Origin of the sequence: Rhizobium sp. Root482 (genome assembly GCF_001426565.1) — a bacterium.
GTDB lineage: Bacteria > Pseudomonadota > Alphaproteobacteria > Rhizobiales > Rhizobiaceae > Pararhizobium.
Map to the genome: position 1 here is coordinate 240,420 of NZ_LMFA01000023.1, position 17,887 is coordinate 258,306.

The 17,887-nt window shown below is 62.5% G+C and carries 18 protein-coding genes; 10 read left to right on the forward strand and 8 right to left on the reverse strand.

The window, feature by feature from the left end; translation table 11 throughout:
- The first annotated feature begins 60 nt into the window (after nt 1-60).
- The 3 genes from ASD31_RS19760 to trmB all read left to right on the forward strand — a co-directional run bounded on the left by ASD31_RS19760 (nt 61) and on the right by trmB (nt 2,811).
- Entirely contained in the window at nt 61-480 is a 420-nt protein-coding gene (locus ASD31_RS19760) for a helix-turn-helix domain-containing protein (protein WP_056337910.1), read from the forward strand.
- A 240-nt stretch (nt 481-720) separates the two neighbouring features.
- Nucleotides 721-2,001 carry a methionine adenosyltransferase gene (metK, locus tag ASD31_RS19765; protein ID WP_056337916.1) on the forward strand — a complete coding sequence of 427 codons (1,281 nt, stop codon included), beginning with the start codon at nt 721-723 and terminating at the stop codon, nt 1,999-2,001.
- Nucleotides 2,002-2,112: 111 nt separating this feature from the next.
- Entirely contained in the window at nt 2,113-2,811 is a 699-nt protein-coding gene (gene trmB / locus ASD31_RS19770; protein ID WP_056337929.1) for a tRNA (guanine(46)-N(7))-methyltransferase TrmB, read from the forward strand.
- A gap of 40 nt (nt 2,812-2,851) precedes the next feature.
- Here the strand turns inward: trmB and ASD31_RS19775 are convergent, their stop codons facing one another.
- Complete coding sequence (locus tag ASD31_RS19775; protein WP_056337931.1) at nt 2,852-3,109, reverse strand: DUF1150 family protein; 258 nt, start codon at nt 3,107-3,109, stop codon at nt 2,852-2,854.
- 137 nt (nt 3,110-3,246) lie between these two features.
- Nucleotides 3,247-3,678 (reverse strand): Hsp20 family protein, encoded by a 432-nt coding sequence (locus ASD31_RS19780; protein WP_056337934.1) that lies wholly within the window; start codon nt 3,676-3,678, stop codon nt 3,247-3,249.
- A gap of 156 nt (nt 3,679-3,834) precedes the next feature.
- Here ASD31_RS19780 and ASD31_RS19785 point away from each other — a divergent pair, with 156 nt between their 5' ends.
- Nucleotides 3,835-4,779: a nucleoside hydrolase gene (locus tag ASD31_RS19785; RefSeq protein ID WP_056337937.1), complete on the forward strand. Its 945-nt coding sequence runs from the start codon at nt 3,835-3,837 to the stop codon at nt 4,777-4,779.
- A 66-nt stretch (nt 4,780-4,845) separates the two neighbouring features.
- Here the strand turns inward: ASD31_RS19785 and ASD31_RS19790 are convergent, their stop codons facing one another.
- From ASD31_RS19790 to ASD31_RS19800, 3 genes are all read right to left on the reverse strand, one after another.
- Nucleotides 4,846-7,215 (reverse strand): methyl-accepting chemotaxis protein, encoded by a 2,370-nt coding sequence (locus tag ASD31_RS19790; RefSeq protein WP_056337941.1) that lies wholly within the window; start codon nt 7,213-7,215, stop codon nt 4,846-4,848.
- A 282-nt stretch (nt 7,216-7,497) separates the two neighbouring features.
- On the reverse strand, nt 7,498-8,397 hold the full coding sequence (locus ASD31_RS19795) for a ribokinase (protein WP_056337944.1): 900 nt from the start codon (nt 8,395-8,397) through the stop codon (nt 7,498-7,500).
- A gap of 48 nt (nt 8,398-8,445) precedes the next feature.
- A complete protein-coding gene (locus tag ASD31_RS19800; RefSeq protein ID WP_056337948.1) occupies nt 8,446-9,633 on the reverse strand; it encodes a DNA recombination protein RmuC in 1,188 nt (395 codons plus the stop codon).
- Between the two features lie 144 nt (nt 9,634-9,777).
- Here ASD31_RS19800 and def point away from each other — a divergent pair, with 144 nt between their 5' ends.
- From def to truA, 5 genes are all read left to right on the forward strand, one after another.
- Nucleotides 9,778-10,302: a peptide deformylase gene (gene def, locus ASD31_RS19805; protein WP_056337954.1), complete on the forward strand. Its 525-nt coding sequence runs from the start codon at nt 9,778-9,780 to the stop codon at nt 10,300-10,302.
- A gap of 61 nt (nt 10,303-10,363) precedes the next feature.
- On the forward strand, nt 10,364-10,624 hold the full coding sequence (locus tag ASD31_RS19810) for a FitA-like ribbon-helix-helix domain-containing protein (RefSeq protein WP_056337957.1): 261 nt from the start codon (nt 10,364-10,366) through the stop codon (nt 10,622-10,624).
- A 5-nt stretch (nt 10,625-10,629) separates the two neighbouring features.
- Nucleotides 10,630-11,049, forward strand: coding sequence for a type II toxin-antitoxin system VapC family toxin (locus ASD31_RS19815; RefSeq protein WP_056337959.1), 420 nt, complete (start codon nt 10,630-10,632; stop codon nt 11,047-11,049).
- Nucleotides 11,050-11,071: 22 nt separating this feature from the next.
- Nucleotides 11,072-12,007, forward strand: coding sequence for a methionyl-tRNA formyltransferase (fmt, locus tag ASD31_RS19820; RefSeq protein WP_056337971.1), 936 nt, complete (start codon nt 11,072-11,074; stop codon nt 12,005-12,007).
- Nucleotides 12,008-12,751, forward strand: coding sequence for a tRNA pseudouridine(38-40) synthase TruA (truA, locus tag ASD31_RS19825; RefSeq protein ID WP_056337974.1), 744 nt, complete (start codon nt 12,008-12,010; stop codon nt 12,749-12,751).
- Between the two features lie 7 nt (nt 12,752-12,758).
- Here truA and ASD31_RS19830 read toward each other — a convergent pair whose 3' ends face one another.
- Entirely contained in the window at nt 12,759-13,355 is a 597-nt protein-coding gene (locus ASD31_RS19830; protein WP_056337981.1) for a hypothetical protein, read from the reverse strand.
- The gene (dapE, locus tag ASD31_RS19835) at nt 13,342-14,535 is read right to left on the reverse strand and encodes a succinyl-diaminopimelate desuccinylase (RefSeq protein WP_056337986.1); all 1,194 of its coding nucleotides are present in this window, start codon (nt 14,533-14,535) and stop codon (nt 13,342-13,344) included. The genes ASD31_RS19830 and dapE overlap by 14 nt, the downstream gene beginning before the upstream one ends.
- A 1,162-nt stretch (nt 14,536-15,697) precedes the next feature.
- On the opposite strand from dapE, the gene ASD31_RS19840 reads away from it, so the two are divergent.
- Nucleotides 15,698-16,849, forward strand: coding sequence for a GAF domain-containing sensor histidine kinase (locus ASD31_RS19840; protein WP_056337988.1), 1,152 nt, complete (start codon nt 15,698-15,700; stop codon nt 16,847-16,849).
- 116 nt (nt 16,850-16,965) lie between these two features.
- On the opposite strand, the gene dapD is transcribed toward ASD31_RS19840, so the two are convergent.
- Nucleotides 16,966-17,826: a 2,3,4,5-tetrahydropyridine-2,6-dicarboxylate N-succinyltransferase gene (dapD, locus tag ASD31_RS19845; protein ID WP_056337991.1), complete on the reverse strand. Its 861-nt coding sequence runs from the start codon at nt 17,824-17,826 to the stop codon at nt 16,966-16,968.
- Nucleotides 17,827-17,887 lie beyond the last annotated feature (61 nt).

Consider the following 17,887-nt stretch of genomic DNA (forward strand, 5'->3'; position numbering starts at 1 on the left):
GCCCGCTCTCTGGACGCCCATTATGGGCCATCTGAAAACACCGCTTATTAGGAAGCCGTCATGATAGAAAACAAGAAGAAGCCGAATCCGATCGATATTCATGTCGGCAGCCGGATCCGTCTTCGCCGCACGATGCTTGGCATGAGCCAGGAAAAGCTCGGAGAGAGCCTCGGGATTACCTTCCAGCAGATCCAGAAATACGAAAAAGGCACCAACCGGGTCGGCGCCAGCCGTCTGCAGAACATTTCGACCATTCTGAATGTTCCGGTATCCTTCTTCTTCGAAGATGCACCGGGTGAGAACGCAGCCGGTGCCTCCGGCATGGCGGAAGCCTCCAGCTCGAACTATGTAGTCGATTTCCTGTCCTCCTCCGAGGGGCTCCAGCTCAACCGGGCCTTCGTCAAGATCAACGATCCCAAGGTTCGCCGCAAGCTGGTGGACCTGGTCAAGGCGCTCGCGGCCGAAACCGAGGCCGAATAGGCCTGCGGACACGATTTGAAGAAAGCGGCCCGGGTGCCGCTTTTTTTGTGTGGTGGATCCTCCCGAGTGGAACGCATGAACCGGCCCGGCCAGATAATCCCCGCTTCCGCGCCCGCAAATCCCGCAAAAACTTTCCCGCCTTAGACATATAAAGATATATTTATGTCCTTGTGCGCTTGTGTTTTTGTGCCAAAATCACTAAACGCTTTTAGCAGTTTTTTCTTTGAGGGGACGTCCCGCATGCGTGCAAACTACCTGTTTACGAGTGAGTCCGTGGCAGAAGGCCATCCCGACAAGGTCTGCGACCGGATTTCCGACGAGATCGTCGATCTCGTCTATCGTGAAGCCGCCAAGACCGGTGTTGATCCCTGGGGCGTCCGCATCGCCTGCGAAACGCTGGCGACGACCAATCGTGTCGTCATCGCCGGCGAAGTCCGGGTGCCCGATACGCTGTTGAAGAAGGACAAGGAAGGCAAGGTCCTGCAGGACGCCGCCGGCCATCCCGTGATCAATCCGGCGAAATTCAAGGCCGCGGCCCGCAAGGCCATCCGTGAAATCGGCTATGAGCAGGCCGGCTTCCACTGGAAGAGCGCCAAGATCGACGTGCTGCTGCATCCGCAATCGGCCGATATCGCCCAGGGCGTCGACAATGCCGCCGACAAGCAGGGCGACGAAGGCGCTGGCGACCAGGGCATCATGTTCGGCTATGCCTGCCGCGAGACGGCCGATCTCATGCCGGCTCCGATCTATTATTCCCACCGCATCCTGGCGCTGTTGGCCACGGCCCGCAAGACGGGCGAGGGCGATGCCGGCCGGCTTGGCCCCGATGCCAAGAGCCAGGTCACGGTACGCTATGTCGATGGCAAGCCGCGGGAAGTCACCACGATCGTGCTCTCGACCCAGCATCTCGACGAAAGCTGGGATTCGGCCAAGGTCCGCACCGTGGTCGAGCCCTATATCCGCGAGGCGCTGCACGATATCGAGATCGCCGAGGACTGCGACTGGTACATCAACCCCACCGGCAAGTTCGTCATCGGTGGACCGGACGGTGATGCGGGCCTGACCGGCCGCAAGATCATCGTCGATACCTATGGCGGGGCTGCCCCCCATGGCGGCGGTGCCTTCTCCGGCAAGGACACGACCAAGGTCGACCGTTCGGCCGCCTATGCCGCCCGCTATCTGGCAAAGAACGTCGTCGCTGCCGAACTGGCGGATCGCTGCACCATCCAGCTTTCCTACGCGATCGGTGTTGCCCAGCCCCTGTCGATCTATGTCGATCTGCACGGCACCGGCAAGGTGAGCGAGGACGAGGTCGAGAACGCGATCCGCAAGACGATGGACCTTTCGCCGTCTGGCATTCGCCGCCATCTCGATCTCAACAAGCCGATCTACGCCAAGACGTCTGCTTACGGTCATTTCGGCCGCAAGGCCGGCCGCGACGGGTCCTTCTCCTGGGAGAAGCTGGATCTCGTCAAGCCGCTCAAGGACGCCTTGAAAGAGGACGCGCGCAAGGCCGCCTGATCCGCCTCTGGACGGATGACCGCTGAAAACAGTAAAGAGCGGGTGTTTCCTTCATGGGAGGCACCCGCTTTTTTTGCAATGGCCCGCTTTTTTGCAAGGGAAAGACCGCGCATGACCGAACAGCACCGAAACCGCTCGACGGAAGCCTTTTTCGGACGCCGCAAGGGCAAGCCCCTGCGCGCCCTGCAGGCATCCCATCTGGAAACGGTGCTGCCGGCCCTCAGGCTCGATCTGGAAACGCCGGCACCGGCGGACCTCAGGACGCTGTACAGGCATCCTGTTGACCGGGTCCGGCTGGAGATCGGCTTTGGCGGCGGCGAACATCTGATCCACCGAGCCGTGGAGGCGCCCACCACCGGCTTCATCGGCGTCGAGCCCTTCGTCAATTCCATGGCAAAGCTGGTCGGGCACATCGAGGAACGCGGTGCCGAGAACATCCGCCTTCATGATGACGACGCGACGCAGGTGCTCGACTGGCTGCCGGATTGCTCGGTCGACCAGATCGACCTTCTCTATCCCGATCCATGGCCGAAGCGGAAGCACTGGAAGCGCCGTTTCGTCTCGAAGGCCAATCTCGACCGGTTCGCGCGCGTGCTGAAGCCCGGCGGCCTGTTCTGCTTTGCCTCGGATATCGATAGCTATGTCAATTGGACGCTGATGTTTTGCCGCGATCACGCCGCTTTCGAATGGACGGCGGAAAATGCCAACGACTGGCTGATCCCCTATCCCGGTTGGCCGAGCACGCGCTACGAGGCCAAGGCACGACGGGAAGGGCGCAAGTCAGCCTATCTGACGTTCCGGCGGGCCTGATACCACGCTCGGAACGATCGGCATTTCAGGTAGACTCGTCTCAGTGCAGGCTGACGGTGCGCAGATCGTCCTCGGCTGCCTTGAAGAAGGTGCTCGAGCGATTGTCGGTCAAGAGGATCGGCGTGCCGTCGGCGCCGAACAGCGCCCAGAGGTCGAGACCCGGATCCATGTCCGGCGCTTCCGGAAAGACGCGCGACACTTCGTCGGAGCGCATCTTGCGGATATAGCCGACTTCACCGGCGCCCAGATGCGCCAGGTCGTTTTTCGACAGATGCGAGCTGATCTGCTTCAATCCCATGAGACTTACTCCGTAGCCTTTCCGCAGTGTTCGCCAAGTGGCGCGCAGAAGCGGAAATCATTGATTCGCTGCGGCAAACGTCCGAGTTTACATAGGTTCCCGGTGCTTTCCGCAGCCGGCAGAAACTGTCGGCTATCTTACTCTGGGACCAAAATATTAATTTTCTTTACCATGCGCTGAGGTTCCGGCCGGATGAGATCGACGGACAGTAGGCCGTTCTTCAGTTCCGCCTTCATGACCTGCATTCCCTCGGCGAGCACAAAGACGCGTTGGAACTGGCGGGCGGCGATGCCGCGGTGCAGATAGTCCCGTTCGCCCGTTTCCGCCTGGCGGCCGCGGATGAAAAGCTGGCTTTCCTCGATGGTGACGTCGAGATCGTCCTCGGAAAAGCCGGCGACCGCGAGCGTGATGCGCAGGCGCTCCGGCGTGCCGACAGGGTCGTCGCGGCGGATGCGTTCGATATTGTAGGGCGGGTAGCCGTCATTGCCCTTGGCGATCCGCTCGAGGGTCTTTTCCATCGCGTCGAAGCCAAGCAGAAGCGGGCTCGTGAAGGGCGTGATTCGGGCCATGTCTTAGTCCTTGGCTTCAAGCGACCGTTTGCGTGGACCTGCAAGGCAGCATCCGCGAGGGCTCAATATGGTAGTTGTGCGTAGCCAGCGCAAGGCGCTTGCACAGCGCTGGCCAGCAAATCATAGTCGGCGCGCTGATTTGAGAGGAAGACCCGCATGACTGTTCCGAGAAAGATCATCATCGATACCGATCCGGGGCAGGACGATGCCGCCGCGATCATGCTGGCGCTCGGCAGCCCCGCGGAAGTCCACGTGCTCGGTATCACCGCCGTTGCCGGCAATGTGCCACTGGCGCTCACCGAAAGAAATGTCCGGATCATCTGCGAACTCTGCGCCCGCCCCGACATCAAGGTCTTTGCCGGCGCCGACAGGCCGCTCTCCCGGTCGCTGGTGACGGCCGAGCATGTCCATGGCAAGACCGGGCTCGACGGACCCGAACTGACAGAGCCGACCATGCCGCTTCAGCCCGGCCACGCCGTCGATTTCATCATCGAGACGCTGCTTTCCGAAGCGCCGGGCACGGTGACGCTCTGTACCCTGGGCGCGCTCACCAATATCGCGCTGGCGCTCACCAAGGCGCCTGAAATTGCTTCCCGTGTCCGTGAGCTGGTGATGATGGGCGGCGGCTTCTTTGAAGGCGGCAACATCACGCCGGCCGCCGAGTTCAACATCTATGTCGATCCGCAGGCAGCCGATATCGTCTTCAAGTCCGGCATCCCGATCGTCATGATGCCGCTCGACGTCACCCACCGCGTCCTGACCCACAAGGCCCGGGTCGAGAAGATCAAGGCGATCCGCTCGCCGGCCGCCGTCGCCATGGCTGAAATGCTGGAATTCTTCGAGCGCTTCGATATCGAGAAATACGGCTCGGATGGTGGCCCGTTGCATGATCCGACGGTAATCGCCTATCTCCTGCGCCCGGATCTCTTCAAGGGGCGCGATTGCAATGTCGAGATCGAGACGAAATCCGAGCTGACCATGGGCATGACGGTGGTCGACTGGTGGCGGGTGACCGGACGCAATCCCAATGCTAGGGTCATGCGCGAGGTGGATGCCGATGGCTTCTTCGAGCTCCTGACGGAGCGTCTGGCGCGCCTGTGATCGGTGCGAGACCTTGAAATGAAAAACGGCGCCGCAAGGGCGCCGTTTCCATTTCAGTCCCCGGGCTTAGAATTCTTCCCAGTTGTCCTCCGCCAACGCGGTATTTCCGGCAACCGGCGGCATGGGTCTGGGCGCTGCCGCGACGCTGCGTGCCGGTACCGGACTTGCAACTGCGGCATAGCTCGGCGCCGACACTCTGGCGGGCGCCCGCATCTGCTTGGCGGTTTCGCGCAGCGCCTCGGCCGGCGAGCGGCCCTGCTGCGTGACCTGGAAGCGCGAGACGAGTGTGCTCAGCGCGCGTGCCTCTTCGTTCAGGGCCATGCTGGCGGCAGTGGTTTCCTCCACCATGGCTGCATTCTGCTGGGTCACCTGGTCCATCTGGTTGACCGCCGTATTGATCTCCTTGAGGCCGACCGCCTGTTCGGAGGCCGAGCCGGAAATCTGGCGGATCAGTCCGTTGATCTGGACGACCTGGTCGGCGATCTTCTGCAGCGCGCCACCGGCGCGGCCGACGAGATCGACACCGTCTCGAACCTGTCCGGCCGAGGTATTGATCAGCGCCTTGATCTCCTTGGCGGCATTGGCCGAACGCTGCGCCAGTTCGCGGACCTCCTGGGCAACGACCGCAAAGCCCTTGCCCGCCTCTCCGGCGCGGGCCGCCTCGACGCCGGCATTCAGCGCAAGCAGGTTCGTCTGGAAGGCGATTTCGTCTATGACGCCGATAATACGGCTGACCTCGCCGGAGGATTGCTCGATGCCCTTCATCGCCGCGATCGCCTTCTGCACGACCTCGCCGGACTGCTCGGCATCGCTGCTGGCGGTCTCCACCGACTTCGCCGCCACCTTGGCATTGTCGGCGCTGGCATTGACCTGCGAGGTCAGCTGGTCGAGCGCTGCCGCCGTTTCTTCCAGGCTTGCGGCCTGCTGCTCGGTGCGGTGCGACAGGTCATTGGCCGCATTGCTGATCTCGCTCGTGCCGGTGCCGATATTGACGACGGAGGTATTGACCGTCTGGATCGTCTCCTCCAGGCTGTCCATGGCCGAGTTGAAGTCGGTCTTCAGCTTGGCATATTCGCCGGGGAAATCCTCGACGATCCGGTAGGCGAGGTCGCCGGCCGAAAGACGCGACAGCCCGTTTGCAAGCCGGGCGACGATCTCGCGCTGTGTCGCGTTCGACTGTGCCCGTTCCGCCTCCGATTGGCTGCGTTGCTGTTCCGAATGCTGGCGCTCGTGCTCCGCCTCGGCTTCCAGGCGCTTGGTATCGGCCAGACGATGGCGAAAGCCTTCAAGCGCCTGTGCGACCGACCCGGTCTCGTCGCCCCGGTCCTGGCCGGAAATCGGCTTGGTATAGATCCCGCTGTTCAGTTCGGCGACGTCGCTGACCAGTCCGGCCAGCGGCTTCTGAACCAGCTGGCGCACGGCGAGATAAAGCCCGAGAAGGACGGCACCCAGAACGATCAGCCCGCCGAAAACCATCAGATAGGTCTGGTCGGCGATCGGCGCATTGATGGCGGAATGCGGCACATCGACGAGAACCAGCCAGGTGGCATTCACGTCCGGCAGCGCGAACGGATAGACGATGCGCTCGAATGTCTCGAGACCATCATAGCTCAGATCATGGACGATGCCCGGGCTGGATGTGGAAAGAGCGGTCTTGACGATATCCGCGCCGACCCCGTCATACTCCTTCATCAGGAGATCGGGCTGGGGTGCGACGAGCCATTTGCCGGTCTGCGACAGAAGCATCACGCGACCGGTTCCGAAGGGGTGGATGTCCTTCAGCTTGTCGGCCAGCGAGCTCAGCGAAACATCGGCGCCGCTGACGCCCAGCAGCTTGCCGTTGGACATAACCGGATAGCCGATCGACGACATCGTGATATTGTTGCCGGTACCGGTCTCGGTGTAGGGCGGGGAGATCGCGCCCTTCATGCTGCGGGCCGCCAATGCGTACCAGTCGGCCTTGTAGTCCGAATTGAACACGGAAAGGGCGATGCCTGTCTTGCTCTTGGTCCAGTAGGGGTTGAACGATCCGTCCTTGTTGCCGCCGAACTCCGTCTTGCCGGCAAATTCCGTGGCCTTGCCGTCGAAAGCGGCGGGCTCCTCGGCAAACCAGCTGCCGAAGGCCGAAGGGTTCTTCTCGACATTGGTCTTCAGCATGTCGACGACGGCCTTGCGGTCGAGATAGCCGCCTTCATGCCCACGCCCGATGACGCCCGCCATCGAGCGCACCGCGCCGGCCAGTTCGCCGATACCGCTGGCGATGTCGGAGGCGATGGACTTCGCTTCGCCGCGCGCCTGGTCCAGGACAAGCGTCTCGACGCGATCCTGCGTCTGCGAAATCAGTACATAGTTGGAAGCGAGAAGAACGAGCGCAATCGTGCCGCCGGTGACGGCGATAAGCTTTGTGGCCAGCGATCTGGTCCGGAAGTTGAGCATGAATGTCCCCACAGGTGAGAGATCCACGGTTTTCGGCCGAGGATGACGTGATCAAAATGCTTGGAAGTGTCCCCTCATGGGACGCCAGATGCCGACCGACATCGTCAGGCCGTTTCAATGCAGAAGGACGGCCTTTGAGAGGAATTGAATAGCGCGATATTTGTTAAAATTGGACCAACATCGAAGACGCAAATCTCGGGATTTCCAGAAGATTTACGCGGACCTATCGTGGATGCGGCCTTTCCTGTCCTGTTTGCACATCCGGCCTTCCGGCAGGCCTGGTCAAGCCCTGACGTCGACCTCACGAGCATCCGGAATCGCCGGCTGGGCACCGGGCTTCAGGCAGGCGAGGGAGCCGGCCACGGCCGCCCGGCGAAGGGCGGCGGTGAATTCCATGCCGGCATCCAGGCTGGCGGCAAGATAGCCGCAGAACGTGTCGCCGGCGCCGACCGTATCGACCGGCTCGATGGCCAGCCCCGAGGCGCGGTGAAGCGCGCCGTCGCGCACCGCAACGACGCCCTGCGCACCGAGCGTCACGATGATGATCTGGAGGGTTTCTCCCGAGAGCCGCATCATGGCCTCCTCACGCTCGGAAGCCGAGAGTTCGCTGCGCCCGGCAAGGAGCTCGAATTCGGTCTCGTTGGCAACGACGATATCGGCCATCCTCCCGAGGCGCGCCGCCTCGTCCGTCAAAGGGGCGATATTGATGATCGAGGTGACGCCTCTGTCCCTGGCAGCGGCAAGCGCCGCTTCCACCGCGGCGGGCGGGATTTCCAGTTGCAGCATCAGCGTATCGCCGGAAGCCATCGTCTCGACGGTTCCCTGCGCATCGGCGGCACTGACCGTGCCATTGGCGCTTGCCACGACGACGATGACATTTTCACCGTTGCCGCTGACGAGGATATGCGCCGTACCCGTGGGCTTATCCACCGTCCTGGTGAGCGAAAGATCGGTACCTGCCTGTTTCAGCAGGGCAAGCGCACCCTCGGCAAAGCCGTCCGATCCGACGGCGCCCGCCATGCGAACTTTAGCCCCGGCCCGGCTGGCCGCCAGCGCCTGGTTGGCGCCCTTGCCGCCGGCCGCGGTCGAGAAACCGGTTCCGGCCACCGTTTCGCCAGGCTTCGGCAGTCGCGGCGTGGTGGCGATCAGGTCCATGTTGATAGAGCCGAATACCGTGATCATCTGAGCCTCCCCATGCCGGCGATTTTGCCCGGACAGTGCCCGAGACCCTCAGTCCTCGTCAACCACCCTGAGCTTCAACTGCCCCAGGCGATTGTCCAGCGGCCGAGCATCCGGCGATGGCTGCGCCTTGTCGAGCTCAAGCGCCTCGATCCTTGCGCCGCGGCGCTTGAGCTTTTCCGAGGAAATGAGGATGTCGTCGACATCCTTCTGGGATGTCAGGAAATGGCCGTGCAGCTTGCGCACCCGGTCGTCGAGACGGGTCAGGTCCTCCATCAGCCGGATGACTTCGCCCTGGATCAGATGCGCCTGTTCGCGCATTCGCGCATCGCGCAGGATCGCCTGGATGACCTGGATCGACAGCATCAAGAGCGATGGCGAGACAATGACGATGCGTGCTCGGTGCGCCTTCTGGACGATGCCTTCGAAATGTTCGTGGATTTCCGCGAAGATCGATTCGGACGGGACGAACAGGAAGGCGGTTTCCTGGGTTTCGCCGGGGATCAGATATTTGCCAGAGATATCGCGGATATGCACCTCCATATCGCGCCGGAACTGCTGCGATGCCTGCCGGGCGCCGTCCGGATCGGTTGCCGCCCGGATCGCGTTCCAGCCTTCCAGCGGAAACTTGGCGTCGATCACCAGTACGGGCTGGTCGTTCGGCATGCGGATGGTGCAGTCGGGCCGCGAGCCGTTGGAAAGCGTCGCCTGGAAAGCATAAGCGCCCATCGGCAGTCCATCGGCGATAATCGTCTCCATGCGCGACTGGCCGAAGGCGCCACGCGTCTGCTTGTTGGAGAGAATGCTTTGCAATCCGGCCATGTCGCGGGCCAGAGACTGGATATTGGTCTGCGCCGTATCGATCACCGCCAGCCGCTCCTGCAGCCGCCGCAGATTGTCGTGCGTGGCCTTGGTCTGCTCGGTGATGGAGGCGCCGAGTCGGTGCGTCATGCCGTCTATTCTCTGGCTGATCGACTGGTTGAGCTCCGACTGGCGAGCGCCGAAAACCTCCGCCATCGCCGCGATGCGCCCCTGCATCTCCGTCTGGGCGGCAAGCAGCGCCGTCATGCGTTGTTCCGCCTCCAGCGCCGATTGCCGGGCGCGGCGCCTCGCCAATGTCGCGGGAATGCCAGCAAACAGAAGAAGAGCGACGGCGAAAAACAGGCATAGTCCAAGCGTCACCGGAAAGGTGCCGAGCTGGAAGAGCGGCTGGTCGAAGGAAAGGCTTGCGGGTTCCATCTTGCCAGCTTAGGCGAAATTGTGCGGCATGACCAGATCAAAACAAGAACATCGGCGAGGCGGAAAGAGCCAGCTGCCGCCTCGGCAACAAAAATCTTGAAATCGAGAATTCCATCGGGGCAAAAGATCGGTTATGGGAGCCAGATGACCATCAAGCCCCTCATCATCCTTCCCGATCCCGTGCTGCGCCAGCTTTCCGAGCCGGTGGAAACGGTGAATGCCGATATTCGCCGACTGGCGGACGACATGCTGGAAACGATGTATGACGCGCCGGGGATCGGCCTCGCCGCCATCCAGATCGGCATTCCGCGCCGGCTTCTGGTCATCGACGTATCGAAGGAGGGCGAGGACAAGCAGCCGCAGGTCTTCATCAATCCGCAAATCCTCACCTCGTCCGACGAGCGTTCGGTCTATGAGGAGGGCTGCCTGTCGATCCCGGATTACTATGCCGAGGTCGAACGCCCGGCCGCGATCAAGGTCGATTATGTCGATCTCGACGGCCGCCAGCAGATTGTGGAAGCCGACGGTCTTCTTGCGACCTGCCTCCAGCACGAGATCGACCATCTGAACGGCCTGCTGTTCATCGATTATATCTCCAAGCTCAAGCGCGAAATGGTGATCCGTAAATTCACCAAGGCCGCCAAGGTCCGCGGCGCCAAGGCAATCTGACACGCGTTGAAAATCCCTCCGTTTCGTCCTATGATATCGGTGATATCAAAAGGAGGCGAGCATGGGCGATTTGCTGATCCGCGGGATTGACGAGGCACTGAAGATCGATCTTCAGGAAAGTGCGCGCCGGAACGGCCGTTCTCTTTCCGACGAGGCGATCGAGCGCATTCGCTCGGCACTGGGGCAGGAGCAACATCAAGGTCAAACAGCCGGAACGCGACTGCGTGCCGCTTTGGGAGAAACCCGCTTCGAGGACGACGAGTTGCAGGCGATCGAGGCATTCCGCAAGCAGCCGGATCGCGCGCCGCCTGGCTTCGAATAATTGCCATGATCGTCCTGGACACCAATGTCATTTCCGAGCTGCAGGGCAGGCGGCACAGCGACCTCATCCTCCGTTGGCTGGACCGCTATGACAGGGAAGTCGTGTTCGTGACGGCGATTGCCGTGGCGGAGATTCACTTCGGCATCGCGCAATTGCCGCAAGGAGCACGACGAGAGGCCTTGGCTGCGGTGTTTCGGCGTATCGAAGAGGAATTTTCGGGAAGAGTCCTCAGCTTTTCCCACGTCTCAGCTGCTCGTTATGGAACGCTTGCCGCCCATTACCAGAAAAGCGGCAGGCCGATGGAAACCAAGGACGCCATGATCGCCGCGATCTGCCTCTCCCATGGCGCGACATTGGCGACGCGCAATGTAAAAAACTTCGAAGGGCTTGATTTGAAGCTCGTAAACCCGTTTGAAGAAACCTGATCAGAAACGGGAGGCAGCCGCGATGCCGCTTCGCATCATCTTCATGGGAACGCCGGAATTTTCGGTCCCGACGCTTGCGGCGCTGGCGCAGGCCGGCCACGAGATTGTCGCCGTCTATACGCAGCCGCCGCGTCCCGGCGGCCGGCGCGGTCTCGATCTCCAGAAATCGCCGGTCCATCAGGCGGCCGAACTGCTCGGCCTGCAAGTGCTGACGCCGGTCAATTTCAAGGGCGAGGCCGACCGCCAGACTTTCCGCGATTTCAACGCGGATGTCGCCGTCGTCGTCGCCTATGGGCTCTTGCTGCCGAAGGTCATCCTCCAGGGCACACGGCTCGGCTGCTACAACGGCCATGCTTCGCTTCTGCCACGCTGGCGCGGTGCTGCGCCGATCCAGCGTGCGATCATGGCCGGCGACCACGAAACCGGCATGATGGTGATGAAGATGGACGAGGGCCTGGACACCGGCGATGTCGCGCTGACCAGGGTCGTGGCGATCACGCCGGAGATGACGGCGGGTGAACTGCATGACAGGCTGATGCTGGCCGGCGCCCGTTTGATGACCGAGGCGATGGAAAAGCTCGATGCGGACGATCTGCCGCTGACGCCGCAGGCCGGGCACGGGGTGATCTATGCGTCGAAGATCAGCAAGGCCGAGACGCGGATCGATTTCAAGAAGACCGCGACGGAAGTGCACAATCATATTCGCGGCCTGTCGCCTTTTCCCGGTGCCTGGTTCGAGCTTGAGATCGGCGGCAGGCAGGAGCGGATCAAGGTTCTCGCCGGCGTGGTCGAGGCGGCTGGCGGGGAAAGCGGAACGGCGCTCTTCGATGACCTGACGATTGCCTGCAGCGAGGGCTCGGTGCGCCTCACGCGGCTGCAGAAGGCGGGCGGCAAGGTTCTCGACGCTGATGATTTCCGCCGCGGCACGCCCATTCCCGCCGGCACGAGGCTCGCCTGAATGCCGCGTTTCCGCCTGACCATCGAATATGATGGCTCGGCCTATGTCGGCTGGCAGCGGCAGGAGAATGGGCATTCGGTACAGAGTGCCGTCGAAAAAGCGATCCTGGCGCTGACGCGCGAACCGGTGCTGATCCGCGGGGCGGGGCGAACCGATTCCGGCGTGCATGCGAAAGGCCAGGTCGCCCATGCCGATCTCTCGCGGTCCTGGAAGCCGGAGACATTGCGCAATGCGTTGAACGCCTATCTCGGACAGTCCGGCGAACAGGTCTCGATCATCGAGGCGGCCGAGGTTTCCGACGAGTTCGACGCCCGCTTTTCGGCGTTGAGGCGGCATTATCTCTACCGTATCATCTCTCGTCCTTCGCCGCTGGCGCTGGAGGCGAAACGGGCCTGGTGGGTGTCGCGGAAACTGGATCACGAGGCGATGCACGAGGCGGCCCAGATCCTGGTCGGCCATCACGATTTCACCACCTTCCGCTCCACCCATTGCCAGGCGAACAGCCCCTTTCGGACGCTCGACCGGCTGGACGTGACGCGCGACGGCGAACTGATCGAGATCCGCGCCACCGCGCAGAGCTTCCTGCACAACCAGATCCGCTCCTTTGCCGGCACGCTGAAGCTGGTGGGCGATGGCAAGTGGGCGCCGGACGATGTCCGCGCAGCGCTCGACGCCAGGGACCGCAAGGCCTGCGGCCCGGTGGCGCCGCCGGACGGGCTTTATTTCATGAAGGTCGATTACTGACGATGCTTCAGAACGGCATGAGCCCGAGCGCGCGCTGCAGGCTTTCTCCAAGAATGAGCGATGGCAAGACGAGCAGGGCGGTCAGGGTGCAGGCCAGCAGCGTCTGGTCGTTGGCAATGGTCTTTATCAGCCGGAAAATGGCCGCGAAGGCGGTTATCAGGAGGATTAGCGACAGCAGGCTCGTCAGGCCGCCACTGCCCGGAATCACCAGCCTGATAGCGGCGGGAACGGCCATCGCGTAGAACACGGGCACGCAAAGCCAGTTGGTGGCAACGACGATCGCCGCCAGGAACTCGCCATAGCCGAGCGGTCGGGCGAGAGCGGCCACCAGAAGCAGCGGGAACATCCAGGCGGCAAGATCGACAAGCAGCAATTTGAGGATGAAGACCAGGCCGGTCTCGGTGCCGGGCGGCATATTGGCGAGATAGAAGAGCCGCCAGGCGCCCCAGCTCACCGCCATGGCCGGCAGGCACCAGAGGAAGGCGGCAAAGGAGCGCCAGACGCCGGAAACGCTGATGTCGAGCCAGTCGTAACCGTCGCGATTGCCCTGGATGAGCAGCCAGATACCCCTGACATAGGCGCCGACCTCATCAATCTGCGGCATGGTCGAACCAGCGGCGGATGAAGTTTTCGTAGATCCGCGTCAATGTCTCCAGGTCGGCGACGGCGACGCGCTCATCGACCATGTGCATGGTCTGGCCGACAAGGCCGAACTCGACGACCGGGCAGAAATCCTTGATGAAGCGCGCGTCCGACGTGCCGCCGGTGGTCGACAGCTTTGGCGCGCGGCCGGTGACGGTCTCGACAGCACCGGACAGGGACGCGATCAGCGCATTGTTGCGGGTGAGGAAGACCTGGCTCGGCCTTTCGCTCCAGACAAGGTCGTAGCGAACCGGCGGGCGGTCCGGCCGTAACGTGCTATCGGCGGCGGCGCGATCGAGGCGGGCGATGATCTCGGCCTTGAGGCTGTCCGCCTCCCAGCTGTCGTTGAAACGGATGTTGAAGCGCGCCGAGGCCTTGGCCGGGATGACATTGGTTGCCGGATTGCCGACATCGATCGAGGTCACTTCGAGATTGGATGGCTGGAAATTCTCGGTGCCGGCGTCGAAGGGCGGGTCCATCAGCGCCTGGGCAAGGGTGAGAATGCCGCGCACCGGACTGTCGGCCAGATGCGGATAGGCGGCGTGGCCCTGGACGCCGTGGACGGTGATCGTTCCCGACAGGGAGCCGCGTCGGCCGATCTTGATCATGTCTCCCAGCCGGTCCGGATTGGTCGGCTCGCCGACGAGGCAGGCATCCCAGCGCTCGCCCCGGGAGGAGGCCCAGTCGAGCAGCTTCGTGGTGCCGTTGATCGCCGGACCTTCCTCGTCTCCGGTGATCAGGAAGGAGACCGATCCCGCGGGCGCGCCATGGTTCTCGACATGGCGGGCGATGGCGGCGATGAAACAGGCAATTCCGCCCTTCATGTCGACGGCGCCGCGCCCGTACATCTCGCCATCGGCGATCTCGGCCGAAAAGGGCCCATGCGTCCAAGCCGCCGCGTCGCCGACCGGCACCACGTCCGTATGGCCGGCAAACATCAGATGCGGGCCCTCTGTGCCGAGCCGCGCATAAAGGTTCTCGATATCGGGGGTGCCCTCCTCTGACGCCGTGACCCTGTCGACCTTGAAGCCGAGCGGGCGCAGCATGTCCTCCAGCGCGCCGAGCGCGCCGCCTTCTGCGGGAGTGACGGACGGACAGCGAATCAGGGTGGCGAGATTGGCGAGGGGATCGGTAGCGGTCATTGGCAAGCCTGTTGTTTTTCGCGATTGGTTTAGCCGATCCGTTCGGGGCTGTCACGGGGTTCCCCGTGGCGTTCGAGACGAAGTGCCGGCGCTCGACACACGCCTCGGCCCCTCATCCGCCCTGTCGGGCACCTTCTCCCCGTCTGGACGGGGAGAAGGGAAGAACGGCGTTTGCAGCCCCCACAACGACCTCCAGCCACGCCCGGAAAATCCGTCGTGGGTTTGCTCTGCATTCATTCACTTGGCCGGGGCGCTGGAAAGTGCCGTGACTAAGTTAATTTATATGACGCCTTCCAGCGCCCCGTTCAGTGTTGGTCGATGGGCAACTTCGGTTTCTCTGCGGGGGTGGCGGCGCCTTTTTCTAGCACAGGGTGACGCTCGTCGTGCCCGGATTGCTCCGGTGCCGGTGGCGCCACGAAAGGGATTGCTTGTGGCAAGCCCAGTCGCCGCTCCTCTTGTGCGCCTCACAAGCGCGCCCCGCCCTGTTTCAGGCGAGAGGGAAACCATTTTCTGCCCATCCACCGAATGAAGACTTGCGTCCCGCCCCCATCCGGNCCTCACAAGCGCGCCCCGCCCTGTTTCAGGCGAGAGGGAAACCATTTTCTGCCCATCCACCGAATGAAGACTTGCGTCCCGCCCCCATCCGGCACCGGCTCCGCCTCACCACCACGCCTGGCAGCGTATCCAATGACGGAACAGGCATAAGGTGACACGGATTCGTAGGGCGAGGATGAGCGGGGAGGAATTTTTGTCTTGGGGGGTAGTGGGTGGAGGGAGGCTGGCTTCTTCAAAGGGCCGCTGCCCTAGGCTGTGAGGGAGCCGTTCCCACCGTCCAACAGGCTTTTCCCTATAGCCGGCTCTTCTCTCTCCGTCATCCTCGGGCTGACCCGAGGATCTGCGTTCGTGCCCGTTTTCCGTGCTTGCGGTTTGGATCCTCGGGTCAAGCCAGAGGATGACGGAGGTGGGGTATGAAGACGAGACGAAGGAGGCGCGGAGGTGAAATCCAAAGAGGCTCTTTCCTTGGCAATGCCCGGGGGAAGCAACCCGGGCGAAACCGCATTGGCGCCTGTACACGACGGTCTTTCGCGTCCAAGGCTTGCATCTTGGCGCCATTCCGCCGAAATAGAAAGCTCGCTTTGTATCTTCAATCGAAAGCAAAACATTGGACGACTTTCCCGCCGCTGCCGTCGAGGCGATCGCGCAGATCAGTGTCGTGCCGACCATCCTCGATGTGGTCTGTAAAGCAACCGGTATGCGCTTTGCCGCCGTCGCCCGGGTGACCGCAGACCGGTGGATCGCCTGCAGCGTCCGCGACGAGATTGCCTTCGGATTGCAGCCGGGCGGAGAATTGAAGATCGAGACGACGATCTGCAACGAAATCCGCGAGCATCGGCAGGCGGTGATCATCGACAATGTCGCCGAAGACCTAGTCTATGCCCGCCATCACACGCCAGCCATCTATGGCCTGCAAAGCTATATTTCGGTGCCGATCCTGCTAGCCGACGGGACCTTCTTCGGGACGCTCTGCGCCATCGACACGGTTCCGCGCCAGCTCAGCAGGCCGGAAACGACGGGTATGTTCCAGCTCTTCGCCAATCTGATCGCCTTCCATCTCGAAGCCCAACAGCGCAGCGATCAGGAGCGGCAGGGCAATGAGCTGCGCGAGCAGTTCATCGCCGTGCTCGGCCATGACCTGCGCAATCCGCTCGCCTCTCTGGATGCCGGAACGCGCATGCTGCTGCGCACCGTCGAGGACGAGAAGGGAAAATCTGTGCTGGCGCTGATGCAGAGCAGCATTTCACGCATGTCCGGCCTGATCGACAATGTGCTCGACTTTGCCCGCGGCCGGCTGGGTGGCGGCATTCCGGTGGAGCAGGCCGATCGTGTGCCGCTGCGGCCGGTGATGGAGCAGGTGATTTCCGAACTGCGTATTGCCAACCCCGGCCGGATGATCGAGGCGGACCTGACCGAGGCGCTGGTGCGCTGCGACGAGGGCCGCATCGGCCAGCTTCTTTCCAATCTCTTGGCCAATGGGCTGACGCATGGCGACCCCGAGCGCCCGGTTCGCATATGTTCCAGCGTGGATGGCGAGTGGTTCGAGCTTTCGGTGACGAATTTCGGCGAGCCTATTCCGCAAGAGGTGACGAGAGATCTGTTCAAGCCCTTCGTGCGCGCCTCCGCCAAGGCAAACCTGGAAGGCCTGGGGCTTGGCCTCTATATCGCCTCTGAAATCGCCAAGGCGCACAAGGGCAGGCTTTCGGTGACCTCGTCGGGCGACGAGACCCGGTTTACCTTTCGCATGCCCAGGCAGTAGCGCACGAACCGCCGGCCAACCCAAAGCGCGCCGCGATCTCTCGGGCGCGCTTTCCTGTTTCAGGAGCCGTGGCTTGCCTATGCGCAAACCACGGCTCCTGTGCGAAAAGCCGGTTGCTAATCCCGCAGCAATTCGTTGATGCCGGTCTTCGAGCGGGTCTTTTCATCGACGCGCTTGACGATGACGGCGCAATAGAGGTTCGGTGCCGGCTGGCCATTGGCCATGGTGGCGTTCCCGGACGGCATGGAGCCGGCGACGACGACCGAATAGGGCGGCACTTCGCCATAGGTGACCTCGCCGGTGGCGCGATCGACGATCTTCGTCGACTTGCCGATGAAGACGCCCATGCCGAGCACCGAGCCCTCGCGCACGATGCAGCCTTCGACCACTTCGGAGCGGGCGCCGATGAAGCAATTGTCCTCGATGATCGTCGGGCCGGCCTGCATCGGTTCCAGCACGCCGCCGATGCCGACGCCGCCGGAAAGATGCACATGGCGGCCGATCTGGGCGCAGGAGCCGACCGTCGCCCAGGTGTCGACCATCGTGCCTTCGCCGACATAGGCACCGAGATTGACGAAGGACGGCATCAGGATGGCATTGGGGGCGATATAGGCCGAGCGCCGGACGATGGCATTGGGCACGGCGCGGAAGCCGGCCTTCTCGAACTCGTTGACACTCCAACCGTCGAACTTGGAGGGGACCTTGTCCCACCAGGAGGCATCGCCCGGCCCGCCCTTGACTACCTCCATCGGGTTGAGCCTGAAGGAGAGGAGCACGGCTTTCTTCAGCCATTGATTGACGGTCCAGTTGCCGTCTTCGCCGCGGTCCGCGACGCGCACCTTGCCGGCATCGAGCAGGTTGAGCGCGGTTTCCACCGCGTCGCGCACCTCGCCCGTCGTGGCGGTGGTGATGGCGTCGCGATTGTCGAAGGCGGTGTCGATGGAATGCGACAGGGAGGCGAGATCATGGGTCGTCATCGGGAATTCCTTAAACTTCGGCATCTATCGTGACCTGCTCTAGTGCATGATCCCGAAGAAT